General features: G+C 65.6%; 18 protein-coding genes and 1 pseudogene. 8 read left to right on the top strand and 11 right to left on the bottom strand.

The genetic code is table 11. The features are described from left to right. Position 1: 1 nt before the first annotated feature. From XarbCFBP7408_RS13360 to XarbCFBP7408_RS13350, 3 genes are all read left to right on the top strand, one after another. Positions 2–1,759 carry a hypothetical protein gene (locus XarbCFBP7408_RS13360; protein ID WP_258072123.1) on the top strand — a complete coding sequence of 586 codons (1,758 nt, stop codon included), beginning with the start codon at positions 2–4 and terminating at the stop codon, positions 1,757–1,759. 593 nt (positions 1,760–2,352) lie between these two features. Next, complete coding sequence (locus XarbCFBP7408_RS13355) at positions 2,353–3,207, top strand: pirin family protein (protein ID WP_104563361.1); 855 nt, start codon at positions 2,353–2,355, stop codon at positions 3,205–3,207. A 157-nt stretch (positions 3,208–3,364) separates the two neighbouring features. Then, positions 3,365–3,799: an OsmC family protein gene (locus XarbCFBP7408_RS13350; RefSeq protein ID WP_104563360.1), complete on the top strand. Its 435-nt coding sequence runs from the start codon at positions 3,365–3,367 to the stop codon at positions 3,797–3,799. 302 nt (positions 3,800–4,101) lie between these two features. Here the strand turns inward: XarbCFBP7408_RS13350 and XarbCFBP7408_RS13345 are convergent, their stop codons facing one another. Then, on the bottom strand, positions 4,102–4,566 hold the full coding sequence (locus tag XarbCFBP7408_RS13345; RefSeq protein ID WP_104563359.1) for a hypothetical protein: 465 nt from the start codon (positions 4,564–4,566) through the stop codon (positions 4,102–4,104). 249 nt (positions 4,567–4,815) lie between these two features. Then, positions 4,816–5,706, bottom strand: a complete 891-nt coding sequence (locus tag XarbCFBP7408_RS13340) for a pirin family protein (protein WP_104563358.1) — start codon at positions 5,704–5,706, stop codon at positions 4,816–4,818. A 339-nt stretch (positions 5,707–6,045) separates the two neighbouring features. Between XarbCFBP7408_RS13340 and XarbCFBP7408_RS13335 the strand changes: the two genes are divergently transcribed. Continuing rightward, positions 6,046–6,426, top strand: a complete 381-nt coding sequence (locus XarbCFBP7408_RS13335; protein WP_146093769.1) for a hypothetical protein — start codon at positions 6,046–6,048, stop codon at positions 6,424–6,426. Between the two features lie 218 nt (positions 6,427–6,644). On the opposite strand, the gene nfi is transcribed toward XarbCFBP7408_RS13335, so the two are convergent. Then, positions 6,645–7,358 carry a deoxyribonuclease V gene (gene nfi, locus XarbCFBP7408_RS13330; RefSeq protein WP_104563356.1) on the bottom strand — a complete coding sequence of 238 codons (714 nt, stop codon included), beginning with the start codon at positions 7,356–7,358 and terminating at the stop codon, positions 6,645–6,647. A 101-nt stretch (positions 7,359–7,459) separates the two neighbouring features. Here nfi and gpmA point away from each other — a divergent pair, with 101 nt between their 5' ends. The 4 genes and pseudogenes from gpmA to XarbCFBP7408_RS13310 all read left to right on the top strand — a co-directional run bounded on the left by gpmA (position 7,460) and on the right by XarbCFBP7408_RS13310 (position 12,744). Further along, positions 7,460–8,209: a 2,3-diphosphoglycerate-dependent phosphoglycerate mutase gene (gpmA, locus tag XarbCFBP7408_RS13325; RefSeq protein ID WP_104563355.1), complete on the top strand. Its 750-nt coding sequence runs from the start codon at positions 7,460–7,462 to the stop codon at positions 8,207–8,209. Positions 8,210–8,374: 165 nt separating this feature from the next. Then, a complete protein-coding gene (locus XarbCFBP7408_RS13320; RefSeq protein WP_054593000.1) occupies positions 8,375–8,692 on the top strand; it encodes a hypothetical protein in 318 nt (105 codons plus the stop codon). Positions 8,693–8,941: 249 nt separating this feature from the next. Then, positions 8,942–11,028 (top strand): annotated as a pseudogene (locus XarbCFBP7408_RS13315) (M13 family metallopeptidase). Between the two features lie 153 nt (positions 11,029–11,181). Beyond that, positions 11,182–12,744 (top strand): phospholipase D family protein, encoded by a 1,563-nt coding sequence (locus XarbCFBP7408_RS13310; RefSeq protein WP_104563354.1) that lies wholly within the window; start codon positions 11,182–11,184, stop codon positions 12,742–12,744. A gap of 213 nt (positions 12,745–12,957) precedes the next feature. Here the strand turns inward: XarbCFBP7408_RS13310 and XarbCFBP7408_RS13305 are convergent, their stop codons facing one another. The 8 genes from XarbCFBP7408_RS13305 to mfd form a co-directional block, all read right to left on the bottom strand. Further along, a complete protein-coding gene (locus XarbCFBP7408_RS13305; RefSeq protein WP_181106763.1) occupies positions 12,958–14,085 on the bottom strand; it encodes a protein-glutamate methylesterase/protein-glutamine glutaminase in 1,128 nt (375 codons plus the stop codon). Then, positions 14,082–14,888, bottom strand: coding sequence for a CheR family methyltransferase (locus XarbCFBP7408_RS13300; RefSeq protein ID WP_104563352.1), 807 nt, complete (start codon positions 14,886–14,888; stop codon positions 14,082–14,084). The genes XarbCFBP7408_RS13305 and XarbCFBP7408_RS13300 overlap by 4 nt, the downstream gene beginning before the upstream one ends. 1 nt (position 14,889) lies before the next feature. Next, positions 14,890–16,173 carry an EAL domain-containing response regulator gene (locus tag XarbCFBP7408_RS13295; RefSeq protein WP_104563351.1) on the bottom strand — a complete coding sequence of 428 codons (1,284 nt, stop codon included), beginning with the start codon at positions 16,171–16,173 and terminating at the stop codon, positions 14,890–14,892. A gap of 28 nt (positions 16,174–16,201) precedes the next feature. Further along, positions 16,202–16,729, bottom strand: coding sequence for a chemotaxis protein CheW (locus XarbCFBP7408_RS13290; protein ID WP_104563350.1), 528 nt, complete (start codon positions 16,727–16,729; stop codon positions 16,202–16,204). Between the two features lie 10 nt (positions 16,730–16,739). Next, positions 16,740–18,896 carry a methyl-accepting chemotaxis protein gene (locus XarbCFBP7408_RS13285; RefSeq protein ID WP_181106757.1) on the bottom strand — a complete coding sequence of 719 codons (2,157 nt, stop codon included), beginning with the start codon at positions 18,894–18,896 and terminating at the stop codon, positions 16,740–16,742. Between the two features lie 68 nt (positions 18,897–18,964). Next, on the bottom strand, positions 18,965–20,974 hold the full coding sequence (locus XarbCFBP7408_RS13275) for a chemotaxis protein CheA (RefSeq protein WP_104563349.1): 2,010 nt from the start codon (positions 20,972–20,974) through the stop codon (positions 18,965–18,967). A gap of 16 nt (positions 20,975–20,990) precedes the next feature. Next, on the bottom strand, positions 20,991–21,320 hold the full coding sequence (locus XarbCFBP7408_RS13270; RefSeq protein ID WP_016905011.1) for an STAS domain-containing protein: 330 nt from the start codon (positions 21,318–21,320) through the stop codon (positions 20,991–20,993). Between the two features lie 505 nt (positions 21,321–21,825). Further along, on the bottom strand, positions 21,826–25,290 hold the full coding sequence (gene mfd / locus XarbCFBP7408_RS13265) for a transcription-repair coupling factor (RefSeq protein WP_104563348.1): 3,465 nt from the start codon (positions 25,288–25,290) through the stop codon (positions 21,826–21,828). Between the last annotated feature and the right edge of the window lie 93 nt (positions 25,291–25,383).

Here is a 25,383-nt window from a genome sequence, read left to right as displayed (position 1 = left end):
GATGAAAGTGATTAAAAATCCAAGTGTCCCGCATCGCAACGAACCGAACATAGCTGAGGCCAGCACATCAGGTGCCAGCTCAGATGCGACGTCTGAGCAGGTTCATACCCATGCCCAAGAGCCGACCCGGCCTGAAGGGCTTCGTAGGCGTCCCCGTAGGCCGATTGATTCATTGCGTGATTTGAGCCTAGTCGAGACGTCAACTGCGCTCGCGAAGGACATCACAGCGCCGACTACGTCGACAATTGGTAGCGTCTTCAAAACAGCCGCCAAGGCGGTGCAACAGGCCAGGAAAGCAAAGGTCTCAAGCAGACCGTTGCAAGATTCTTTGAGCGTCGATCTGGGCGATTCTGGCGCACAGCTTGAGGCTCATGCGCGGCTCATTGATTACGGCAATGGTTCAGCTCATATTCTCGACCGGGCGGTGCCATTCGTACGCGATGTATTGCGCGTCGGGTTGGCAGGCACGTCTATGGCGTTCGGGGTGGGACGTAATAGCGGCTTGGCCGCAGGCGATGCTCTTGCGCGTGTACAGCAGCGGCGTCCGCAGTCCGGTGCCGTATTCGACAAATCTCCGATTGAACCGTCCACCAATGAGAACCTGCTGGTCTCGACATCGGTTTCGATTGCTGCTCAATTGGGAGCGGGTTCGGTAGCAGGTGCGACTGGCAACCTGCTTGGACAATTATTGATCGGGCCAGTCATCAATCTGCTGCCGCGGCAGTTTCATGCGGTCGACCCCAGGGCGGTGGTGCCTGATCAGATCGTTAACGACATGAATGCTCTGGTCCCGGGGGCGGGCGATAAACTGCGCGAGTCGATAGTCAGGCAACAGAAAGAGATTACTGATATCGGAAGCCCGAGCAACATAAAAATAGGTCAGTTTTGTTTTGATGCGGTCACTGGCGCACGAGCGGCTGCGCTTGGCAGTGAGAGGTTGGGTGCAGCTGGGCAAGTTGGTTTCGGCTTGGCGGTCTCTGCGACTGCGGGTGGATTGATCGGTGCGGCAATGGCGACGCGTCAAGCAGTTTCCACGATTGCCGTACCGAAGGCGGAGAGCTTGAGGATGCTGGCTGAGTCTGGACTAACCGAGGCCGATAACGAAAAGGAGCTTTCGCAGCTGATGCAATCGTCCAGCGGGGAAGGTGCACAAGCGGTAGAGGTACCGTTGTTTTTTGCCAGGCACATGCGCCCCGACCCGGCACCGGAGAATCGCGATCTTGAGGTTGGAAGGGTTCAGTTAGCGGATACTGGACAGCGTACGTCTCTGTCATCAATGCGGACTGGGGTTGCAGCGGCAGTCTCTCTAGTCTCAGGTGCAGGCGGCGTCCTGAACCAAGCAGTGAAGGCGGTAGTACAGGGCTTCAACGCAAGTCCGCTGAAAGATCCGCAACCCGATGACAGTGGCGCACAGCGGCGTGGCGCGGCTGACGTAGCCGCTCATACCGTTTCGAATGTGGGAGCTAGCCTGGTCCGACGCACGCAAGCGTTCGTCAAGTCGACGACAGCGGCAACCACGATTTCGGCGGTCACCGGTCTGGTTGCGCGACCGATGTCCAACGGTGAGCAGCGCATTGCTCTGGCGATCGGTAATGCTGTAGGTATTCATACGGCAATCCGTCCATGGTTCAGGGCGCTTTCCAACGATATCCCGGCTGGTGACAATCTTTCGGGTGCGAAGCGACGACGGGCTGTTAACAGGCAAGCACAACAGGCGTTGAATGCCGGCGGTACTGCGGCAGCGCAGCCGCGGCAGTAGCCCCGCCGCGCAGGGACAGGTAGCCCATCTGCGCGGAGTGCCGCTCTGACCGGGGCCCGGTATCGGCAATGGCGGGTGGTGGCGAGGTGATGCCCTAGCCATACGTGCTTGTTGTTGGACACGCAGTCCGGGCCTTCGTTGTTGGTCAACGTCGGCGCGGCGTGGGTGGTGTCCAGCTGTATAACTTGTGGGCGATGGACGGGCTGGAGAACCGATAGGCGATCAGATAAAGAGAAGCACCGCCACCACTACGTTCGATAGTGCACTGGTGTGCCCGCAGCGCCACGGCGGTCAGGCAGAACCGGCCAGCAGCGCTCGCGCGCCCCGAAGCCAGCTTCGGAACCCTTTCATGCGAGCCCCTAGGAAGTGATTGGCCAAGGGGCCCCGCGCCAGCCTGCGGTCAATGGCAGCCTCGGACACCGCCCTCCCATCTCCCGGATCCACATCCGGCTGAACAACGTGGTGGGTTTACAGAGCTGGCCGCATCGCGGCCAGGCCGGCGTTTGGAACGATCGGTTGCAGTCGTCGCGATTGGGTGCTTGGCCACGCGCACCCATCATGTCGTCATCCATACACTGCACAGGGACACTGCAATGAGCACCCTCACCACCCCGGCGCATGTGCTGCGCACCATCCGCGGCATGCCCACCTCCGACGGCGCCGGCGTCAAGCTGACCCGCGTGATCGGCACCCAGCAATTGCCGGAGCTGGACCCGTTCCTGATGCTGGACGAGTTCGGCACCGAACAGGCCGCTGACTATCTGGCCGGATTTCCGAGCCATCCGCATCGCGGCTTCGAGACGGTGACCTACATGCTCGACGGGCGCATGCGGCACAAGGACAACCACGGCAACGAGGGCTTGCTGACACCGGGCAGCGTGCAGTGGATGACCGCCGGCCGCGGCCTGATCCACTCGGAAATGCCCGAGCAGGAATCCGGGCGCATGCGCGGTTTCCAGCTGTGGGTGAACCTGTCGGCACGCGAGAAGATGACCGACCCGAAGTACCAGGAGTACGCGCCCGAGCGCATTCCGGTGGCGCGTCCGGCGCCCGGCGTGGCGGTCAAGGTGATTGCCGGCGCGGTGGGCGAGGTGGTCGGGCCGATCGTGCAGCCTGCGACCAGCCCGGTGTATCTGGATATCGCCCTGGATGCGGGCGCAGCATGGGACTACCTGCTGCCCGAGGGCCACAACACCTTTGCGTATGCCTTCGAGGGTGCGGTGGCAGTGGGCGAGGGCGATGCGGCGCGCAGTCTGCCGGCGCAGGAGCTGGCGGTGCTGGGCGGCGGCGAGCGCCTGACGCTGCACGCCGGCGGCGAAGGTGCGCGCCTGATCCTGGTGGCCGGGCGCCCACTCAACGAGCCGGTGATGCGGCACGGCCCATTCGTGATGAACACCAAGCATGAGCTGATGCAGGCGTTCGTCGATTTCCAGGAAGGGCGCTTCTGAAGCATCGGGTTTGCGAAAGCTGCGCTGTCGCGCGTGCATCGGCAGGCGCGTCCTGCAGCATGCGCGATGCAGATGGTGCGTAGCCGCGGTGGGGTGCAGTTCGCGCACAATCCCAAGCGGCAGCTGTCGTCAGCCACCCTTGAATCAGGAGAGCGTCATGAGTGACGGTCTCGTCAGTGTCAGCACCGGCAACGTGCCATACACCGTCACCATCCACGAAGGGCAACACCGCTGGCTCGGCGATGCACAGCCTGGCAGCGGCGGCGCCGATGCCGGGCCGGATCCGGAATCGCAGGTGTTGGGTGCCCTGGGCGCCTGCACGGCGATCACGGTGTCGATGGTGGCGGCGCGCAGGCAGTGGCCTCTGACAGGCGTGCACGTGCATCTGCACTACACGCAGCGCGGTGCGGGCGGGACGCAGATCAGTCGCGAGATCGTGCTGGAAGGCGCGCTGGACGATGGTCGGCGCGCACGCCTGATGGACGTGGCCGACAAGCGCCCGATCCATCGGCTGCTGACCGGCGAGGTGCGCATCGACAGCCGGTTGCGAGTGGCCAGCGAGCCCGGCGATACGACGACGTGCGGCAGCTGACTCTCTGTGGTCGGTCGCGTGCGGGTGGGCCGAGGGCGCGTTCGCAAGGTCGGTCTGCAATCGCGACATGGCGGTTTCAGGCGCCAGGCGCGGTTGCCGAAGCCCGCGCGGGGCACGTGGTACTCGCCGTTGGCGATGCCGGCATGAGGCGCGTGTGACGCAGATCACTCACGTTGAAAGATGCTGCGCGGCGTCGCGGTCGTCGCGCACGATGCCATTGTACGCAGCGGGCAACAGGCCGGAAGCCAGCCCGCTGCCAGGGTGCTGCCGCAGCACCACGCCGTACTGACAGAGGCGTTGTATCAGCGCTGCAACGCCAGGCTGGCAGGTTGAAGATCCATCGCCTGCACCAGCGATTGCATCGAGGTGAGTTCCTCGCTGCTGGCGCCGTCGATCCAGAGCTGTGCGTAGCGCTTCTTGCCCAGCTCGACCACGGTGACGCGGCGAGATTCCATGCCCGGTATTTCGCGGCCACCCAGGTCGAGCTTGTACCAGTAGAAATCTTCCTGCTGGATCTGGCCCTTTTCGGCGCGGCGATCGCGTGCCAGCGCCATGGCGGGGTCGCGGGTGGTCAGCATCACGCCGACCACCTGGCGGCCCTCGGCGTTGACCGCCTTGCAGACCAGATAATCGGCACCGGCCAGTTCGTTCCACTGCAGTCCCGAGGCGGGTGGCAGCGGCGGGCAGACCGGCGTGGTTTGGGCATGGGCGGTGGTGGTGGTGGCCAGCAGCAGACTCAGGCCGACAAGGCAGAATGCAGACTTCATCGAAGGTTCCCCGGCATTGGATAACGATGCGGGACACGCCGACTTCGTGCGCTGCAGAGCCTCAAGCTCCCCGCTTGAAGGCTGCCGTCCACACGACGCGCGTACCGCTCACGCCTGCATCACTACCACAGCTGCAAGAGCAAGCTCAAGCCCTGTCGCAACTGCGCGCGGCACACCTTGTGCAGTGCGGCACTTCCGTAACGAGACCTGGTGACCGGTCGTGCAGGACCCTGCGTTTCGCGCATGGTTTCAGGGGTAATTAACCGGCTTGGGGGCCGGCGTTTCCGGCAGTGGAATGAAGTCCCGATCGTCCCCAGGAATAATGCCGAAGCGGCCAGCCTGCCAGTCTTCCTTGGCCCGCTCGATGCGCTGCTGGGAGCTTGAGACGAAGTTCCACCATAGATGCCGCGGCCCATCCAGCGGCTCGCCGCCGAGCAGCATTGCCTTGAGCGGCGTCTTGGCGCGCAGGCGGCCACGGGTGCCGGGCGAAGGCACGATCAGGTGACGCGCCGGCACATCGGCGCCGTCCAGCTGCGCCTCGCCTTCCAGGATGTACACGGCGCGCTCGGCGTGGCCGGTGTCCAGATCGATCTCCGCTTCCGGCGCCAGATCCAGCGCCACATTGAGCGTGCCGCTGAACACCTGCACCGGCGATTCCTCGCCATAGGCGCGGCCGGCGATCACGCGCAGCCACACGCCATCGCGGCGCTGCTGCGGCAGGCTGGCTGCGGGGTGATGGTGGAACGCCGGCGCGGTTTCCTCGGCCGAGCGGGGCAGTGCGATCCAGGTCTGCATGCCATGCAACGCGTGTTCGCGGGCGCGCTCGGGGCCGGGCGTACGCTCGGAATGGGCGATGCCGCGCCCGGCGGTCATCCAGTTGACGTCGCCGGGGCGAATCACCTGATCCGAGCCCAGCGTGTCGCGATGGCCGATCTCGCCCGCCCACAGGAAGGTCACCGTGGCCAGGCCGATGTGCGGATGCGGGCGCACATCGATGCCGTGCTCAGGCTCCAGCACGGCCGGGCCCATATGGTCGACGAACACGAACGGGCCCACGCTGCGCGCCTGCAGGGTGGGAACCGCGCGCCGTACCTGCAGCCCGCCGATGTCGTGCACGCGTGGGGCGATCAAGGTGGTCATGGCGCTGGCTCGTGACGAAGTCGCCTGTAGCTTCCCATACCTGAATCCATCTGGCATTAGCTGCGGCAGGCGTGGGCCCTTGCCGATGGCCGTGAGGGTATGCGTAGTGTGGAAGCAGGCGCCTTCAGACGATCGTGTTACCAATCCTGCAAGGCTGACCAATCACTGTCTCTGCACATTTAAAACCTTCGTTCTTGGAGACGGGTAGGTGACTTTTAGGTCAAGCACCAACGGACTGGAGATATAACGTTACTCGGCTATTTGACGGCTGTGACGTTCAAAGGCTGGCGTGCATGCCTGTAGTGCACGTTGTCAATTCATTGATCTGGAGAAATGCCGATGCCGTTTTCAACGGGAAGTCGCAGCAAGTTCTGTTTGGCATTGTGTGCTTGCGCCATGATGGCCATGGTTCCATCTGCACAGGCGCGCGGGCCTCGCGTTCCTGGTGTGGTAAAGGTCTATTCCTTCAATTCGTCGCCTGCCGTCAAGGCGCTTTTGCTGAAAGAGCTTCGTGGCTCGCCGCTGTGCCTCAAGCTTGGTGGAGCGAAAAGTCATTTGCAGAACATCGACAGGAATGTCCAATACACCGTCATCGGGATGAGTACGCTCGATTGCAGCGACGGGACGGGATTGGGAGGACTCTCCAATCGTTTTATTACGCTAAACGATGTCGTGATTTTCACTATTTCCCCTACCGGCATTGAGGTCAAGGGCCAGTAAGACGGCCGTGCCCCCGACGGAAAGCAAGCGAGCTCCTGAGTACTTGGCCAAGCCATGGCTGGTGTCGCTGCCAGCCATAGTGGATATAGCGAAGATTTTTTAGCTCACTTTCGGTTCAAGCATGTTCGCGGAGCAGCCCGGGGGACTGTTCGGCCGCCCTGGCAGTTTCTGCCGAAGGCGCGCAGATAAGGCGCGCTCTGACCGTCCGAAGCCGTGAGTCAAAACAATGTGCCCGACCCTATCTCTTGCAGGATGACCGCACCACGACTGGAGGCGATGCGGTCGGCCAGACGCGTCGGTTCCGGCAGGCGATACGTACGCAGGGTGCGCAAGGTCCAGTCGAGTGCGCCTTGCATGGAGACGCGGTGACCGGGCGAGACGATCAAGGGATTGCAGCGCGGCTTGCTGCGCAGTGCCCAGCCGATCTGCGTGCCGCCCAGCAGGATCGGGCTGTGGTCGCCGCGGTCGGCACCCGGCTCCACGAAGGTCCCGGCCAGCCGTTGCTTGGCCACGCCGATGCTGGGCAGCCCGGTCACCACGCCGAAGTGCGCGGCGATGCCGAGCCCGCGCGGATGGGCGACGCCCTGGCCGTCGACGAACGCCAGCTCCGGCGTGCGCGACAACAGCGCCAGCGCCTGCAGCAGGGCCGGCAATTCGCGAAAGCTGAGCAGCCCGGGCACATATGCCATCGAGGTCGCCACGCGTGCCACCTGCATTTCCAGCGGCAGCAAGGTCTGCGCATCCAGCAGTACGGCTGCCGCGCGCGTGGTCTGGCCGCCGTCCTCGAAACCGACGTCGAATCCGGCCAGCAACTGCGGCGTTGCCGCGACTGCATCCTGCAACACGACCTGCCGTGCCAGCTGCCGCTGCAACTGTCGCGCCTGGGTGACACTGCCGTCCCAACCGGCGAATACGGGAGCGATGTCGGGCATGGCCGCAGCATCGCGCGCAACGCGTGGGCAGCTCGTGCACGCCTGCGATGCGCTGGCTGCCGTTACAATCGCAGGCTGATCGGCCCCATCGGAGAACCGTAGTGACCCGCAAACTCGTACTGCTGCGCCATGGCCAGAGCCAATGGAACCTGGACAACCGTTTCACCGGCTGGGTGGATGTGGAACTCACCGAGCAAGGCCGCCAGGAAGCCGCTGCGGCCGGCAAGCTGATGAAGGACGAAGGCCTGCAGTTCGATGTGGCGCACACCTCGGTACTCAAGCGCGCCATCCACACGCTGCAGGGCGCGTTGAAGGAACTCGACCAGGACTGGTTGCCGGTGTCCAAGAGCTGGCGCCTCAACGAGCGCCACTACGGTGGCCTGCAGGGGCTGGACAAGGCCGAGACGGCAGCCAAGCACGGCGAAGAACAGGTCAAGATCTGGCGCCGTTCCTACGACATCCCGCCGCCGGCGATGGACGTCAACGATCCGGGGCATCCGTGTCACGACCGTCGTTACGCCACGCTGGACCGCAATGCATTGCCGGGCACCGAGTCGCTGGCGACCACGCTGGTGCGCGTGCTGCCGTACTGGCACGACGCGATCGCACCGCAGTTGAAGGCCGGGCAGACCGTGCTGGTGACCGCGCACGGCAACTCGCTGCGTGCGCTGTACAAATACCTCAACGATGTCTCCAACGAGCAGATCCTGGAGCTCAACATCCCGACCGGCATTCCGTTGCTGTTCGAACTGGACGACAACCTGCAGGTGCAAAGCTACCGCTATCTGGGCGACCCGGAAGCGGCCAAGCGTGCCGCCGATGCGGTGGCCAACCAGGGCAAGGCGAAATAATCGCCGCATCCGCCAGCTGCGCTGCGTGCATGGCGCGCAGCGTGGCGTGGGTTTCGCACCGTTCGGTCCAACGACGCGTGCGGGTTTGACACACGGGCGGCGCCTGTTCGCGGATCGAACGGGTACCGCAGGACCGCATGCGTGTGTTCTTGCAGGGGAGGCATGATGTCCAGCAAGCGTAACAGGCAACAGATGAGTGCCACCTACTGCCGCGCGTATCTGGTGACGTTGGGGCTGCTGTTGGCTGGTGGCAGCGCTGCGTTCGCGGTGCTGGCCTGGGGCAGCGTGTCCGCTTCGGCGATCGGCGTGGCGCTACTAATCTGCGTCATGGGCGTGGCGCTGCTGATGTTCGGTTTCCTGGGGCCGTCGCGGCAGATGGAATCCTGGGCGGAGGCGGCGTCCGGGCATGAGGTCGCGCTGGTGCTGATGGCGCTGGCGTATCCGGTGTATCTGCTGATGGCGCCGGTGTACGCGCGCAAATGATGGCAGTCGATGGCGCGCTGCTGCGCCGGACTGCTGGGTGGTTTGCGCGGCGGTAGATGGCGCTGGCACGCGCGTGCCCGGCTGACGCGCAGTGTCTTGTCGGTCGTTGTGCGTTCTTCGATAAGGCGCGGCACCGGACGTCAGGGCGTTGCGGTGCCGTTGCGATGATGGTGTGGTTGGTGTGTCTGCGCTGATTGCCTACTTTTTTGACTGCGTCCGACGCGGTCGTCTGCCTTGGAGAATGGAAAGATGTTGAGCAAATTCGCGCCACTGTCGCTTGCGGTGGCCATCGCGGTGACGCTCTCGGCGTGTGGCAGTTCCGACGACAGCGCCAGGCCGGCACCGGCCGCACCGACCAGGGTGGATGTGTCCAAGCTCGATGCACCGATCGTGGCCTTCGGCATCAACGACCTGGATCCGGCCATCAACGCGTGCCAGGATCTCAACGGCTTCGTCAACGCCAAGTGGCTCAAGGCCAATCCGGTGCCATCGGACCGCACCAGCTGGGGCAGTTTCGAAGTGCTGGCCGAGCGTTCGCTGACCATCCAGCACGCGCTGGTGGAGCAACTGGCGCGCGGCAACCTGTCGGCCGGATCGGTCGATGCCAAGATCGCCGACCTGTGGCGCACCGGCTCGGACGAAGCGGCGATCGACAAGGCCGGCATCACGCCGCTGCAGCCGCAGCTGAAGGCGATCGATGCGCTGACCGATGCGCCGTCCATCGCCGCGTGGTTGCGCGACAGCTATGCCAAGGGCCAGGGCTTCATGTTCTCGTTCGGCGCCAATGCCGACTACAAGAATTCCGAGCAGATGATCGCCTACGCAGGCCAGGGCGGTCTGGGGCTGCCGGAAAAGGGCTATTACACCGATCCGGCGCAGGCCAGGATCCGTGAGCAGTACGTGGCCTACATCGCGCGCGTGCTGGAATTGTCCGGCGTCGCGGCAGCGCAGGCGGCAACCCAGGCCAAGGCGGTGATGGCGTTCGAAACGCGCCTGGCCAATGCCTCGCTGTCGCGTATCGAACTGCGCGACCCGGCCAAGCGCTACAACCCGGTCGATGTAGCCGGCGCCAATGCGGTCACGCCGCATTTCGATTGGCAGGCGTTCTTCAGCGCGCTCAAAGTGCCGGCCGGGACGTTCTCGCTGAGCCAGCCGGGTTACTTCGCCGAGCTCGATGCGATGCTGGCCGACACGCCGGTGGACACCTGGAAGGCCTACCTGCGTTTCCACAGCGTGGATGAGGCAGCGCCGTACTTGGCCAAACCGTTCGAGCAGGCCAACTTCGATTTCTATGCCAAGACGCTGCGTGGTCAGCAGGGCATGCTGCCGCGCTGGAAGCGCACCTTGAACGCGGTCAACGAGGCGATGGGCGAGGCCCTGGGCCAGCTGTACGTGCAGTCCGCGTTCCCGGTCGAGTCCAAGCAGCAGATGCAGCAGCTGGTGCAGAACCTCTCGGCGGCGCTCAAGGCGCGGCTGGAAAAGCTCGACTGGATGAGCGCGGAAACCAAGCAGCGCGCGCTGGAGAAGTGGGCCAGCTTCACGCCCAAGATCGGCTACCCGGACCAATGGCGCGACTGGTCGGGCCTGCAGACCCGCGGCGATGGATTCCTGGCCAATATGCAGGCGGCGCAGGCGTTCAACTACCGCTACATGCTGGACAAGATCGGCAAGCCGGTCGACAAGCGCGAGTGGCATATGACTCCGCAGACGGTCAATGCGTACTACAACGCCACGCGCAACGAGATCGTGTTTCCGGCGGCGATCCTGCAGCCGCCGTTCTTCGATCCCAAGGCCGACCCGGCGTTGAACTACGGCGGCATCGGCGCGGTGATCGGGCACGAAATGATGCATGGCTACGACGACTCCGGCAGCCAGTTCGATGCCAAGGGCAACTTCGATACCTGGTGGACGATGCGGACCGCAAGCTGTTCACCCAGCGCACCGACCAGCTGGTGGCGCAGTTCGACGGCTATGAGGCGATTCCCGGCGTCCATGTCAAAGGCAAGCTGACCCTGGGCGAGAACATCGGCGACCTGGGCGGCCTCACCGTGGCCTACGACGCGCTGCAGATGGCGCTGAAGGAACAACCCGACGCCAGCAAGGACATCGACGGTTACACCCAGGACCAGCGCTTCTTCATGAACTGGGCCACCGTGTGGCGCCGCAACTTCACCGACGGCGAATTGCGCGTGCGCCTGAATACCGATCCGCATGCGCCGGCCAATTTCCGCGCCAATGGCGCGCCGTCGAACATGCCGGCATTTGCGCAGGCATTCCAGTGCAAGCCCGGCGATGCGATGCTGCGTGGCGACAAGGAACGCGGCGCGATCTGGTGATCGGCGCAACTGCAGCACGCGCAGTTGCGACTGCGCGTGCTGCGGTTGCCGCGTCTTTTAGCGGCGTTGTAGAGCCTGCTTGCGGCTGCGTCTGCACATCGAGCTGCCGGTGCAGCGTCTAGACTGCCGCGCTCCGAATGGCAGGGAGCGGCAGTGACAAGGCGAAAGATCTTCAAGGCGATCGGGATCGGTGTGCTGATCCTGGTGCTGGGCAGCGTGCTGTCGTTGTACGGCTACGGGCGCTTTGCCGATCGTCAGCGTGGTGCGGTGAGCCATGCGCTGCCTGCCACGGCGATGGCAACGCCGATCGATCGGGTGGTCGCGCCGCTGCAGCAGGCACATGCCGGCCAGACCGGCATGGTGATCCTGCCCGACAACGTCGATGCGTTCGCGGTGCGCGCGCTCACCGCGCGTGCGGCCGGGCGCAGCCTGGATCTGCAGTACTACATCTGGCATGCGGACTTCACCGGCAACCTGCTGCACAACGAGCTGCTGCATGCGGCCGATCGCGGCGTGCGCGTGCGCCTGCTGCTGGACGACATGAACATCCACGGCAGCGATTCGGTGCTGGCGGCGCTGGACAGCCACCCGCTGATCGAGATCCGGCTGTTCAATCCCACCCGTGCGCGCGAAGGCACGCTGATGCGCGGCGTGGAGATGGTGCTGCGCATGTTCAGCATCAATCGGCGCATGCATAACAAGGCCTGGATTGCCGATGGCCGGATGGCGGTGGTGGTGGGACGCAATGTCGGCGACGAGTATTTCGATGCGGCGCGCGACACCAACTTCATGGACATGGATGCGGCCTTGATGGGGCCGGCCGTGGGCCAGGCCGAGCAGGTCTTCGATGCGTACTGGAACAGCCCCAACGCCTTGCCGCTGGCCGCGCTGGTGACCGCCCGGCCGCAGGCACTGGATGCGTTGCGCGGCAGTCTGGACGCCGGCCTGGCATCGGCACGCGCGCATCCCTACGTGGAGCGGCTGCGCCAGTCGCCGAGCGTGCAGGCCCTGACGCAGGGCCAGCGCCAGGTGCACTGGCTGGAGCAGGCGCGCATCGTCTCCGACCCGCCGGGAAAGGCCGAGGGCGCACCGCCGCAGGCGGACTGGATGACGCCAATCCTGATCGGCGAGATGGCGCATGCGCAGCGCGAGCTGAAGGTGATCTCGCCGTACTTCGTGCCGGGCGAGGAAGGCATGCGCTGGATCGGCAACCTGCGCCGGCGCAACGTGCGCGTGAGCATCCTGACCAATTCGCTGGCGGCGAACGACGTGGTGGCCGTGCACAGCGGCTATGCCGATTACCGCGTGCCCTTGCTCGCCCAGGGCGTGCGCCTGCACGAGCTCAAGCCGATGGGCAAGCCGGACGGCAGCCTGTTCGGGTCCAGCGGCGCCAGCCTGCACACCAAGGCCTTCGTGGTGGACGACAGCTGCGGCTTCATCGGCTCGTTCAATCTGGATCCGCGCTCGATGAACCTCAACACCGAAATGGGCCTGCTGTTCAACGATCGCGCAGTGGCCGCGCAACTGGAGCAGGTCTACAACCGCAAGGTCAGTGCGCCGGTGAGTTACCGCGTGACCCTGGAACAGGGCGCGCTGCGTTGGCACGACGATGCCGCAAAGCCGCCCGAGGTGTGGTCGCAGGAGCCGGCAGCCAGCGTGTGGCGGCGTGGTGCGGCGACGGTGATGGGCTGGTTGCCGCTGGAGTCGCAGCTGTAGCTGTCTGGCAAGCGTGCCCTCATCCGCCCTGCGGGCCCCTTCTCCCGCAGGCGGGAGAAGGGAATGTGGCGGCTCTTCATGGATGGGAGAAATGCGTGCGTCGGTCCTCCGCAGATGCAGTGGTTCTGTCGGGGCAGACACAGTGGGCCTGTCGAGCAGGAGGCGCGGTGGGCCTGTGAGATACGTTCGCGCGTGGCGCGGACGTCCCTGGTGTCATTGCAGCTGTGTCACGATCTCGCGTGCCATCGCGCCCAGCGGCAGGATGCGGTCGGCGCCGCCGCGTTTGATCGCTTCCTTGGGCATGCCGAACACGATGCTGGTGTGCTCGTCCTGCGCCACCGTGCGCGCGCCGGCCTGGCGCATTTCCAGCAGCCCGGCGGCGCCGTCGTCGCCCATGCCGGTCATGATGATGCCCAGCGCATTGCTGCCGGCCGCACGCGCGGCCGAGCGGAACAGCACATCCACCGACGGACGATGCCGGTTGACCGGCGGGCCTTCCATCACTTCGACGAAATACTGCGCGCCACTGCGGCGCAGCAGCAGATGCTTGCCGCCGGGCGCGATCAATGCGCGGCCCGGCATCACCCGGTCGTTGTTGGCCGCTTCCTTCACCGCGATCTGGCACAGGCCGTTGAGGCGCGCGGCGAAGGCAGCGGTGAATTTCTCCGGCATGTGCTGCACGATCACGATGCCGGGGCAGACGCGCGGCAAGGCGGTCAGCACTTCTTCCAGCGCCTGGGTGCCGCCGGTGGAGGTGCCGATGGCGACGATGCGCTCGGTGGTCTGCGCCAGCGCGCGCCCGCTTTGCGCCGGCAGGATCACGTCGGCGGTGTGCTTGACCTCCGCTTCCAGCGGCGCTGCGGCAACCCGCGCGGCCAGCCGTTTGACATTGGCGCGTGCGGCGCTGCGCACGGTATTGACCAGTTCGTCGGCCGAATCGGTGAGGAACTGCTTGAGCCCCAGCCGCGGCTTGGTCACCACTGCCACCGCACCGGCGGCCAGGGCATCCATGGTGACGCGTGCGCCCTTTTCGGTGAGCGTGGAACAGATCACCACCGGGGTGGGGCGCTCGCTCATGATCTTGCGCAGGAAGGTGATGCCGTCCATGCGCGGCATTTCCACATCCAGCACGATCACGTCCGGCCATTGCTTGCGCATCTTCTCGATCGCCAGCAACGGGTCGGCCGCGGTGGCGATGACCTCGATATCGTCCGCGTCGTTGAGCACGCCCACCAGCACCTGGCGCACCACCGCCGAGTCGTCGACGACCATGGCCTTGATGGGATTGGGGCTGGCGGCAGGGCGGTTGAGGGCTGTCGACACGGGGGATCCTTGGCTCAGGCCTTGCGGAAGATCGAGGGTGCCACCTGGACCAGATCGATGTCGAGTTCGCTCAGGCTTTCCGAATGACCGATGCAGAAATAGCCGCCCGACTTGAGGTTGGACAGCACGCGCAGGATGACCTCGCGCTTGGTCTGGCCATTGAAATAGATCATCACATTGCGCAAGAAGATCGCATCGAAGCTGCCCAGCATCGGCAGGGCCGTGTTGAGGTTGGCATGCACGAACTTGACCCGGTCGCGCAGGCGGCGCTCCACCAGCAAGGTGCCGTCGTACTCGCCCTGACCACGCAGGCAATAGCGCTTGAGATACACCTGCGGAATGCCGTCGATGCGTTGCAGGGCGTAGTGCCCGGTGCGCGCCTTGGCCAGCACGCGGGTGCTGATGTCGCTGCCGACCACTTCGAACGGCCGTCCCTGCAAGGCGTCGTCCAGCACCATCGCCATGCTGTAGGCCTCTTCGCCGCTGGAACTGGCCGCGCTCCAGCAGCGGAACGGCAGGCCGCCGCGATGTTCGCCGGCCAGCTTGCGCAGCAGCTCGAAGTGCTTGGGCTCGCGGAAGAAGTAGGTCTCGTTGGTGGTCAGCAGATCGATCGCGGTCTGGATCTCGGCGCGGTCCTGGCGGCTTTCCAGCAATTGCAGGTATTGCGTGTAGTTGCTGAACCGGTGTTCGCGCAGGCGCTTGCCCAGACGGCCGCACAACATGGCTTTCTTGCCGGAGGAAATGCTGATGCCGGCCGCTTCGAAGATGAAGCGCTGGAAGCGGCCGAATTCCTGTTCGGTGATGGCGGTGGCCGTGCTCATGTCAGGCGACATCCGCATCGCTGGGCAGTGCGTTGCCGCACAGGCGTGCGATGCGCACGGCGTGCTCGCGCCACCATTCCGACAGCATCGGCCCGGGCATCGGCGAGCCCATCAGGTAGCCTTGGGCCAGGTCGCAGCCGAGTTCGCGCAATAGCCGCCAATCCTCGGGTGTTTCCACGCCTTCGGCCACGGCGGTGAGGTCGAGCCGGTGCGCCAGTTCCAGCGTGGATTCGAGCACCGTGCGCTGGCTGCGGCTGCGATGGGCGGCATGCACGAAGCTGCGATCCAGCTTGAGTTCGGTGAAGGGAATGCTGGCCAGGCGCTGCAGCGAGGAAAACCCCGTGCCGTAGTCGTCGATCGACAGGCCGAAGCCATGCAGGCGCAGGCGCGCCAGCATGCTCAAGGCGTTGGCCGGCTCGACGATGGCGCTTTCGGTGAGTTCCAGCACCAGATCGGCCGGGCTCAGGCCGTTGTCGCCCAGCTTGCCGCACAGTTGTTCGAGAAAGCCCTGCTCGCCGAGCAGGTTGGGCGACAGGTTCAAGGCCAGGCTCAGCTCGAAGCCTTCTGCGCGCCAGTCCACCAGTTGCGCGACCGCCAGGTCGATCACCTGCTGGGTCAAGGCATGGATCAGGCCTTCGCGTTCGGCCAGCGGAATGAAGCGCTCCGGCCCGATCATGTCGCCTTGCGGGCGGCGCCAGCGCGCGAGGGCTTCCACGCCGCGCAGGCGGCCATCCCTGAGATCGAGCTTGGGCTGGTAGGCCACGCGGATTTCGCCGCGGCGCATGGCCCGGTCCAGCCGCGATGCCGCCGCGCCACCGCTGGACATCAGCGGCGAGATCGCCGGCTGTGCAAACGCAGGCGCGTTCGTGGCCAGCCCCGGTTCGCACTGCAGCACATTGGCCAGGTCCTGCAGATGCATCGGCTTTTCGATGCCGCCGAGCACGCGCACCCCGGCACTACGGCTGAGCTGCATCACTGCATCGATCAGGGCGCCGCCGCGCTGCGAGACCACCACCACCGGCACGCTGTACTTGCCGCGCGCCAGCGCATCGAGCAACTGCACGCCGTCCATGCCCGGCATTTCCAGATCGATCAGCAGCAGCGATGGCGCAATCGCACTGCCCAGCCAGGCCAGCGCGGCGTGGCCGTCCACCGCGCCGTCGACCGCGACGGCGCCGAGCTGGCGGCACAGCGCCATCGCATGTTCGCGCTGGACCACGCTGTCGTCGACGACCAGTACTGGGCCGTCCAGCGCGCAGCTGCAGGAGAGAAGGGTGGGGCGCATGGGAGTCCTTGCGGGCATGCTGGACATGTCAGGCTGCCAGCTCGGCGACAGGCCGCTGGGCGGGTGCGGCGTTGCCCAGCAGCGCGTCGGCGTCGAGCAGGATCACGAAGCGTTCGCCGATCCTGGCCATCGCATGGATGCATTCGCGTGCGATGCCGGCGCCAAAACTGGGCGCGCCGGCGATCGCGTCGGTCGCGATCTCCAGCACTTCGCTCACCGCGTCCACGAGCAGGCCGAGCACCTGATGCACCTGGGCATTGGCGATCTCCACGATCACGATGCAACTGCGCTTGGTGATCGCGCTGGCGTCGCGGCCGAAGCGTTGCTGCAGATCCACCACCGGCACCACCGCGCCGCGCAGGTTGATCACGCCGCGCAGGGCCGGCGGCATCATCGGCACATCGGTGGGCGCGCGGTATTCGATGATTTCCTTGATGCCGAGGATGCCCAGGCCGAACATCTCCGTGCCCAGCAGAAAGGTCAGGTATTGCTGCGGTGCCGTCGATGACGGCGCAACGGTGCGTGTGGCGGTGATGGCTGCGCTGTGCGGTTGCATCGTCGTTTCCTCAGAAGCTGGCGAACTGCGATTCGTCGATCGCATCGGCGGTGGCCGCCACCGCGCCGATCTGGCGCACGTTGCTGCGACGCGGAGGCGTGCTGACCGCGGCGCTGCTGGCATGCGGTGCGATCCGGCGCGGGCCAGGCTTGTTGCTGGTCGATGCCACCGCGCGCGAGCCATTGCCGAGCCGGAAGAAGCCCATCAACTGCTGCAGCTGTTCGGCCTGCGCGCTCATTTCCTCCGAGGTGGCGGCCAGCTCTTCGGCATTGGCCGCGGCCGACTGCGTGGTCTGGTTCAACTGGCCGACGGCGGTGTTGATCTGGCTGACGCCGGCGGTCTGTTCTTCGGAGGCGGCGGCGATTTCCTGCACCAGGTCGGAGGTGCGGCGGATCGAGGGCACCATCTCGCCGAGCACGCGGCCGGCGCTTTCGGCCAGGTCCACGCTGGAGCCGGCCACCTCGCCGATCTCCTGCGCGGCGACCTGGCTGCGCTCGGCCAGCTTGCGCACTTCCGCCGCCACCACCGCAAAGCCCTTGCCGTGTTCGCCGGCGCGCGCGGCCTCGATGGCGGCATTGAGCGCCAGCAGATTGGTCTGGTAGGCGATGTCGTCGATGATGCCGATCTTCTTGGCGATGTCCTTCATCGCCACCACGGTGGCGCGCACGGTGTCGCCGCCGTCGGCCGCTTCGCTGGCGGCCTTGGCGGCCATGCTGTCGGTGACGCGCGCGTTCTCGGTGTTCTGCGCGATGGAGGCGGTCATCTGTTCCAGCGAGGCGCTGGTCTCTTCCACGCCGGCGGCCTGTTCGCTGGCGGCCTGGGCCAGCGCCTGGGCGGTGGCGCTGACCTGTTCGGAGGCGCTGGCCAGGTTCTCGGCGTTGCGGTTGACCTCATCGACGATCTCGGTCAGCCGGCTCATGGTGGTGTTGACGTAGCGCTGCATGTCGGCGAAGGCGCCTTCGTAGCGGCCTTCCACGGTGTGGGTGAGGTCGCCGTCGGCCATCGCGCCCATCACCTGGATCACCTCGGAAATGCTGCGCAGGTTGCCGCGCGCACGCTCCACGGTGTCGTTGATGAAGGCCTTCTTGCCCGGCAGCTGCGCCAGCGGCGCTTCGAAGTTGCCGCGGCCGAACTCGGCCACCACGCCCATCGCCAGTTTCTTGACTGCGATATGCGCGCCCACCATCTGGTTGATGCCGGTGGCCAGGCTGCGGAAATCGCCGTCGAAGCCGCTGCTGTCGATCACCACGTCGATATCGCCGGCCTCGTGCTCGGCCGACATGTGGTTGATCTCGCGGATCAGGCCGGTGAGGTTGCCGCGCACCTGTTCCAGGGTTTCGTTGATGAAGCGCTTCTTACCCGGTAGCAACGGCAGCTGCGCGGTGAAGTTGCCGCGGCCGAATTCGGCCACGCAGGCGATGGCCTGCTTCTTGACCGCGATATGGCTGGCCACCATCGCGTTGATGCCTTCGGCCATGCGGCGGAAATCGCCGGTGAAACGCTGGGTGTCGATGACCACGTCGATATCGCCGGCGTCATGCTCGGCCGACATGCGGTTGACCTCGGCGACCATGCCGGTGAGGTTGCCGCGGATCTGGTCCACCACCTCGTTGATGAAGGCCTTCTTGCCCGGCAGGCGCTCCAGTTCGGCGGAAAAATTGCCGCGACCGAACTCGGCCACGCACGCCATGGCCTGCTTCTTGACCGCGATGTGGCTGGCGACCATGCGGTTGATGCCTTCGCCCATGGTGCGGAAGTCGCCGTCGAAACGCGCCACGTCGATGCGTGCATCGATCTCGCCGGCATCGTGCTCGCGCGAGACGCGGTTGATTTCTTCATTGACGTGACGGATGCCGTTCTGCACCTTGCGCAGCCCGCGCAGGACGTCGCCGGCCTGCTCGTCGCGCACTTGCGGCAGGGTGACATCGAAGTTGCCGCGCGAGAACGCGTCGAGCGTGGTGGTGGCCAACTCCAGCGACGCGCTGGCGACGCGGATCGCCCAGACCAGCAGGGCGCCGCTGATCAATGCGGCCACGAGGCTGATGCCCAGCAAGGCCGCGTGCGACAGCGTCAGCGCAACGCCGGCGACGACCACGACGACGGGCAGGGCGACGGCAAGCGCGGCGGTGAACCACAACTGCGTGGCGATCGGGAGACGGTGTGACATGGCGGTAGCTTCCTGGGGTCAGGGAACGACAAACGACGCGATTTTTGCGGGAGCGATGCTGCGAGCGCTCAGGCCGCCAACGCGTCCTGATTGGGGTGCAACTGCTGAATCAGGCTGGGCACATCCAGAATCAGCGCGACATCGCCGCTGCCCAGGATGCTCGAGCCACTGATGCCTTTGACCTGCGCGAAGACCTTGGACAGCGGCTTGATCACGGTCTGCCATTCGCCCAGCAAGGTGTCCACGACCAGACCGAAGCGCTGGGCGCCCTGGTGGATCACCACGATGCTTTCGCGCGCCGGCGTCCTGCCGCCGAGCGCGAACAGTTCGCGCAGGCGCACATACGGCAGCACGCTGCCACGCAGGTCGATGTAGTCGCTGCTGTAGTCCGGGGTGAATTCCACGCATTCCTCCACCACGTCCAGCGGCACCACGAACACGGATTTGCCCACGCCCACCTGGAAGCCGTTGATGATGGCCAGCGTCAGCGGCAGCCGCACCGAGATGGTGGTGCCCACGCCGGCGCTGCTGTCGATCTCCACGGTGCCGCGCAGCGCGGTGATGTTGCGCTTGACCACATCCATGCCGACGCCGCGCCCGGACAGGTTGGTGACCTTTTCGGCGGTGGAGAATCCCGGCTCGAAGATCATCGCGAACACCTCGCGGTCGCTGAGCTGGCGGCCCGGCTCGATCAGGCCGCGCTCCAGCGCCTTGGCCAGGATGCGGTCGCGGTTCAGGCCGCCGCCGTCGTCGGTGATCTGGATGACGATGCTGCCGGAGTCGTGATACGCATTGAGGCCGACGGTGCCGCGTGCGGGCTTGCCACGCGCCACGCGCACGTCCGCCGGCTCGATGCCGTGGTCCATGGCATTGCGCACCAGATGGGTGAGGGGGTCGCCGATCTTTTCCACCACCGACTTGTCCAGCTCGGTGTCCTCGCCGGCCACCACCAGCGCGATGTCCTTGCCGAGTTCGCGCGCCACATCGTGCACCACGCGCTGGAAGCGGCTGAAGGTGCCGCCGATCTTGACCATGCGCAGTTGCAGGGCGCTTTCGCGTACCTCTTCCACCAGGCCGGCCAGGATCGAGGCCGATTCCAGCAACTGCGCGTCGCCGGTGCGTTGTGCGTTGGCATTGGTGCCGGCCACCGCGATGATGAGTTCGCCGACCAGATCGATCATGCGATCGAGCTTGTCGGCGTCGACGCGGATCGAGCGCGCGTCGGCGTTGCGCGCGCCGGCGTCCTGCGGCGCGCGTGCCGGGGCAGCGGCCGGGACGGCGGCCAGCGCGCCGACGACCGGCGCGCTGGCTGCCACGACCGGCTCGCTCGCCAGCGCGGCGGTGGCGTCCATCGGTGCCGGCACCGAGAGGATCTCCAGGTCGCAGTCCTCGCGCACGAACTCGAACACGTCCTCGATCGCGGCCCGGTCGGCATCGCTGCGCAGCAGGATCTGGAAGCCCAGATAATTGGCTTCCGGATCAAGCGCTTCGAAGCTCGGCAGCTGGCTGACGTCGGTGCTGATCGACTCGACCGAGCCCAGCCCGCGCAGGTTGCGGATCAGCTTGAGCGGCGAGTTGCCGTAGCGCAGCGCGTCGGCGAACAGTTTGAGCGTGATGCGCCAGTAACCGCTCTGTTTTTCCGGAGTGCCGTGCTGGATGGCGGAGGCGGCGACACCGCATGCGCTGGCCTGCAGGTAGGTCTGCAGTTGTGCCAGCAGGGGGGCGGCTTCTGCCGCCAGTGCGTCGGCATCGGCGTGGGCGGGGTCGGCGGCGGTTTCCACCAGGGCATGGATGTGGTCGCAGCACACCAGCAGCAGCGCGATCAGTTCCGAGCTCAGCGTCAGCGCGTCGTCGCGCACCAGGTCCAGCACGCTTTCCACGACATGGGTGAAGCCGACCAGCTGCGGCAGATCGAACAGGCCGCCCGAGCCCTTGATGGTGTGCGCCGCACGGAAGATCGCATTGACCGCATCCGGCGAGGAGGCGCCACGCTCGGCTTCGAGCAGGTGACGTTCCATGTCTTCGAGCAGGTCCCGGCTCTCGGCCAGGAAGGTCTGCATCAGCTGGTTCATATCCATACGCGTGGCCGGTCCGTTAGTGAATGCGTTCGCCGATACCCGCAACCGCGTGCGGGTACAGCGCTTCGAGCAGGCCGAGCAGTTCGATCACATCGACCACCGCGCGGCTGGAATCGGTCAGCGAAAACGGCCGGCCGTCGGCCTGAATCGCCTGCTTGGTCGCCAGCAGCAACTGCAGGCCGGTGGTGTCGATCTCGCTGACCGCGCCCAGGTCCAGGTGCAATCCGCCCGGGTGCAGCAAGGCCGGCTGCAGCAGCGGCTTGAGTTCGGCAGCGCGACGGATGGTCATCTCGCCTTCCAGGGCGAGCGTCAGCGGCGCGGGTAGATCGGACAGTGGCGTGTTCATGGATGCCTCAAGCGATGCGACGGCGCACGGGTGCGTGCCATGACGCGGAAGAAGGTCGCTCCGGCGTGGCTTGCGTGGGCAGCTCTGCACACGCGGACATGCCGGTCCATGCAGGTATCGGCGCGCGACAGGAATATTTAGGCCAAATTCAGTGCAGTGACGGATTTGAGAAATCCATCACTGCCTGGGCATTAATTGCTCAGCTTTGTCGCAAGCAGGCTCAGGGAACCAATGTCCTGGACAGTCCTGCAGGACAGATAGCCGCCTTTCAGCCGACTTCTTCAATGCGTGCGGGATGGATCTGTGCACGGCCACTGCCGCGAAAACGCATGAAACAGGCGGCATGTATCACGCCCGGCATCGCCTGTAGCGGAGAGCGTTAGTGAAAATGCCGCATTGGACCGGATTGACTTCGCGCCGCGATCGCAACGCGCCCGACGCGTGCTTGCGTCCTGCACGGTCGAGAGCGCTGCACAAAGCAGGCGCAACCGACCGCGCAGCTCGCTTATCTCGGTGCCAGCATCGTCAACAAGCCACGCGCGGCATTGAAGCGGTCCGCGCCTTCCGGCAGCGGCAGCTTGACGCGCAATTTGTCCGGGCCGTCCATGCTGTAGATCTTGGGCTGCTTCTGGATCATCTGGATCACCGCGACCGGGTCGATCGACGGTTTGGCTTCGAACACCAGGCGGCCGCCGTTTTCGCCCAGATCCAGTTTGCGGATGCCGAGGGTATTGGCCTGCAGCTTGAGCTCGGCAATCGCGAACAGGTGTTTGACCGGGTCCGGCAGCAGGCCGAAGCGGTCGATCATCTCCACCTGCAATTCGCGCAGCGCATCGGCATCGCGTGCGCTGGAGATGCGCTTGTACAGCGTCAGGCGGGTATGCACGTCGGGCAGGTAATCCTCGGGAATCAGCGCGGCCACATGCAGCTCGACCTCGGCACCGCGGACCTCCTCGCCGGCATCCAGGTCCGGCAGCTTGCCCTGGCGGATGCTGCGCACCGCGCGCTCCAGCAGCTCGGTGTACAGGCTGAAGCCGACCTCGGCCATCTGCCCGCTCTGGTCTTCGCCCAGCAACTCGCCGGCACCGCGGATCTCCAGATCGTGGGTGGCCAGGGTGAAGCCGGCGCCGAGCTCGTCCATGGAGGCGATCGCTTCCAGACGCTTCTCTGCATCGGAGGTCATCGAACGACGATCCGGCACCACCAGATACGCGTAGGCGCGGTGATGCGAGCGACCAACGCGGCCGCGCAACTGATGCAACTGCGCCAGCCCAAACCGGTCGGCACGATTGATGATGATGGTATTGGCGTTGGGGATGTCGATGCCCGATTCGATGATCGTGGTCGACAGCAACACATTGAAGCGCTGCTTCTGGAAATCCAGCATCACCCGTTCCAGCTCGCGCTCGGGCATCTGCCCATGCGCAATGCCGATGCGCGCCTCCGGCACCAGCTCGGACAGGTCGCGCTGCATGCGCACGATGCTTTCCACATCGTTATGCAGGAAATACAGCTGCCCACCACGGCTGAGTTCGCGCTGGAAGGCTTCGCGCAGCAGCGCGTTGTCCCACGCGGTGATGAAGGTCTGCACCGCCAGGCGGTTCGGCGGCGGCGTAGCGATGATCGACAGATCGCGCAGGCCGGCCATGGCCATATTGAGCGTGCGCGGGATCGGTGTGGCAGTGAGCGTGAGCAGATGCACGTTGGCGCGCATCGCCTTGAGCGCCTCTTTCTGCCGCACGCCGAAGCGCTGTTCTTCGTCGACGACGACCAAGCCGAGATCCTTGAACTTCACGTCCGGCTGCAACAGCCGATGCGTGCCGATGATCACGTCGATGTCGCCGCTGGCGACCTTCTCCAGTTCGGCCTTGATTTCCTTGCTGCTCTTGAAGCGCGAGAGCACTTCCACCTTCATCGGGTAATCGGCGAAACGGTCGCGGAAATTGCGGTAATGCTGCTCGGCCAGCAGCGTGGTGGGCACCAGCACGGCGACCTGCTTGCCGGCGCTGGCCGCGGCGAACGCGGCGCGTACCGCGACCTCGGTCTTGCCGAAGCCGACGTCGCCGCAGACCACGCGGTCCATCGGTTGGCTGCTGCCCAGGTCACGTAGCGTGGCATCGATTGCAGCAAGCTGGTCGCCGGTTTCTTCGAACGGAAAGCCAGCCGCAAACGGTTCGTACATCGCACGGTCCACCTGCAGCGCCAGACCTGCACGTGCGCGTCGGCGCGCCTGGATTTCCAGCAGTTCGGCGGCCACATCGCGGACCTTTTCGGCCGCCTTGCGCTTGGCCTTGGTCCATTGCTCGCCACCCAGCGAGTGCAGTGGGGCGGTCTCGGCCGAGGCGCCGGAGTAGCGGCTGATCAGGTGCAGCTGCGCCACCGGCACATACAGCCGGTCGCCCTTGGCGTATTCGATTTCCAGGAACTCGCCGGGCATGCCGCCGGCATCGAGCACGATCAGCCCGCGGTAGCGGCCCACACCGTGGTCCTCGTGCACGATCGGCGCGCCTTCGGACAGTTCGCCCAGGTCGCGGATGATCGCTTCCGGCTCGCGTCCGACCCGACGCGTGCGGCGCGGTTGATTGGCCCGCTCCGGGAACAGCTGGCGCTCGGTGAGCAGCGCAATCTGCGGTTGATCCAGCGCAAAGCCGTCTTCCAGCGGCGCCACCGTGATGCCAAAGCGCAGCGTGCTCGCCAGGAACGCCGGCACATCGGCGACCACCTCGGGCTTCAACTGCGCGGCGCCCAGCACTTCCATCAAGGCTTCACGGCGGCCGGCCGAGTCGGCGGCCACCAACACACGGCCCGGGTAATGGCTCAGGAACGCCGCCAGCGCCTGGCCGGCCGGGGCGTCCTTTGCAGCCACCGGCAGCGGCGGCAACGGTTGGTCGCCGAGCGGGGCAGCTTCCTCGATACGCGCATGATCACTGGCCCACACCTCAATGCGCGCCAGCTTGTTGAGGCGCTCGCGCAGCGCATCGGGCGATTGATACAACTCGTCCGGCGGCAGCAGCGGGCGCTCGACATCGTGGCGGCGCTGTTCGTAGCGGTTCTGCGCTTGCGCCCAGAAGGTATCGGCGGCGTTGGACACGCCAGTGGCGATCACCGGCAGTACGCGCTTGTCCAGATAATCGAACAGCGTTGCGGTCTTGGCGAAGAACATCGGCAGGTAATACTCGATGCCCGACGGTGCCAGCCCGGATTTGAGATCCTGATACAGCGCGCTGCGCCGGGTATCCACGTCGAAACGTTCGCGCAGGCAGGCCAGCACGCGCTCGACGCTGGCATCGTCCATCGGTACTTCGCGGCCAGGCAGCATCTTGACCGCGTCCACCTTGTCCAGGGAGCGCTGCGATTCCGGGTCGAACACGCGGATCGAATCGATATCCTCATCCAGCAACTCGACTCGCAACGGCGTGTCCGCGCCCATCGGGAACACGTCGAGCAGGCCGCCGCGGACGGCAAAATCGCCCGGGTCCATCACCTGCGGGACGTTGCGGTAACCGGCGCTTTCCAGACGGCGCTTTTCCGCCTCCAGATCCAGCCGCTGGCCAACGGTGAGATCGAAGCTGCCGCCGACGATATAGCTCAGTGGCGCCAACTGCTGCAGCAAGGTCTGCACCGGCACGATCACCACGCCGCGGCTCAGGCCGGGCAGGCGATGCAGCGCAGCCAGCCGCTGGCTGATGATCTCCGGGTGCGGGCTGAACTGGTCGTAGGGCAGGGTTTCCCAGTCGGGAAACGGCACCACCGGCAGCGACGAGGATTCACCCAGCAAGGCCTGCAGATCGGACTCGATCTGGTGTGCGCTCTGGTTGTCGCGCGCGATCACCAGCAGCGGCCCGGGATGCGCCTCGGCAGCCCGCGCGATCGACCAGGCCAAAGCAGTGGGAGACGACGGTGCGCGCCAATAGGCGCGGAGCTGGCCAGACTTGGGCAGCGGCGGAGAGGGGTAGGTAAGCGAGGGCATCAGCCCGCGATTTTATCAGAGCCCCCGCAGTGCCCGGTCCATCTGGCGTGAAAGATGGCCTTGGCCCGTCTGTGCGCAAGCGCGCCGCGTAAG

Source organism: Xanthomonas arboricola pv. guizotiae (assembly GCF_002940205.1).
In the GTDB taxonomy this organism is placed as follows: Bacteria; Pseudomonadota; Gammaproteobacteria; order Xanthomonadales; family Xanthomonadaceae; genus Xanthomonas; species Xanthomonas arboricola_C.
This window is presented reverse-complemented; position numbering and strand designations above follow the sequence as displayed.

Bases quoted from the DNA above. Each gene is read 5' to 3' on its own strand.
- XarbCFBP7408_RS13360 (WP_258072123.1), top strand. From the start codon at position 2: ATGAAAGTGATTAAAAATCCAAGTGTCCCGCATCGCAACGAACCGAAC.
- XarbCFBP7408_RS13355 (WP_104563361.1), top strand. From the start codon at position 2,353: ATGAGCACCCTCACCACCCCGGCGCATGTGCTGCGCACCATCCGCGGC.
- XarbCFBP7408_RS13350 (WP_104563360.1), top strand. From the start codon at position 3,365: ATGAGTGACGGTCTCGTCAGTGTCAGCACCGGCAACGTGCCATACACC.
- XarbCFBP7408_RS13345 (WP_104563359.1), bottom strand. From the start codon at position 4,566: ATGAAGTCTGCATTCTGCCTTGTCGGCCTGAGTCTGCTGCTGGCCACC.
- XarbCFBP7408_RS13340 (WP_104563358.1), bottom strand. From the start codon at position 5,706: ATGACCACCTTGATCGCCCCACGCGTGCACGACATCGGCGGGCTGCAG.
- XarbCFBP7408_RS13335 (WP_146093769.1), top strand. From the start codon at position 6,046: ATGCCGTTTTCAACGGGAAGTCGCAGCAAGTTCTGTTTGGCATTGTGT.
- nfi (WP_104563356.1), bottom strand. From the start codon at position 7,358: ATGCCCGACATCGCTCCCGTATTCGCCGGTTGGGACGGCAGTGTCACC.
- XarbCFBP7408_RS13320 (WP_054593000.1), top strand. From the start codon at position 8,375: ATGTCCAGCAAGCGTAACAGGCAACAGATGAGTGCCACCTACTGCCGC.
- XarbCFBP7408_RS13300 (WP_104563352.1), bottom strand. From the start codon at position 14,888: ATGAGCACGGCCACCGCCATCACCGAACAGGAATTCGGCCGCTTCCAG.
- XarbCFBP7408_RS13295 (WP_104563351.1), bottom strand. From the start codon at position 16,173: ATGCGCCCCACCCTTCTCTCCTGCAGCTGCGCGCTGGACGGCCCAGTA.
- XarbCFBP7408_RS13290 (WP_104563350.1), bottom strand. From the start codon at position 16,729: ATGCAACCGCACAGCGCAGCCATCACCGCCACACGCACCGTTGCGCCG.
- XarbCFBP7408_RS13285 (WP_181106757.1), bottom strand. From the start codon at position 18,896: ATGTCACACCGTCTCCCGATCGCCACGCAGTTGTGGTTCACCGCCGCG.
- XarbCFBP7408_RS13275 (WP_104563349.1), bottom strand. From the start codon at position 20,974: ATGGATATGAACCAGCTGATGCAGACCTTCCTGGCCGAGAGCCGGGAC.
- XarbCFBP7408_RS13270 (WP_016905011.1), bottom strand. From the start codon at position 21,320: ATGAACACGCCACTGTCCGATCTACCCGCGCCGCTGACGCTCGCCCTG.
- mfd (WP_104563348.1), bottom strand. From the start codon at position 25,290: ATGCCCTCGCTTACCTACCCCTCTCCGCCGCTGCCCAAGTCTGGCCAG.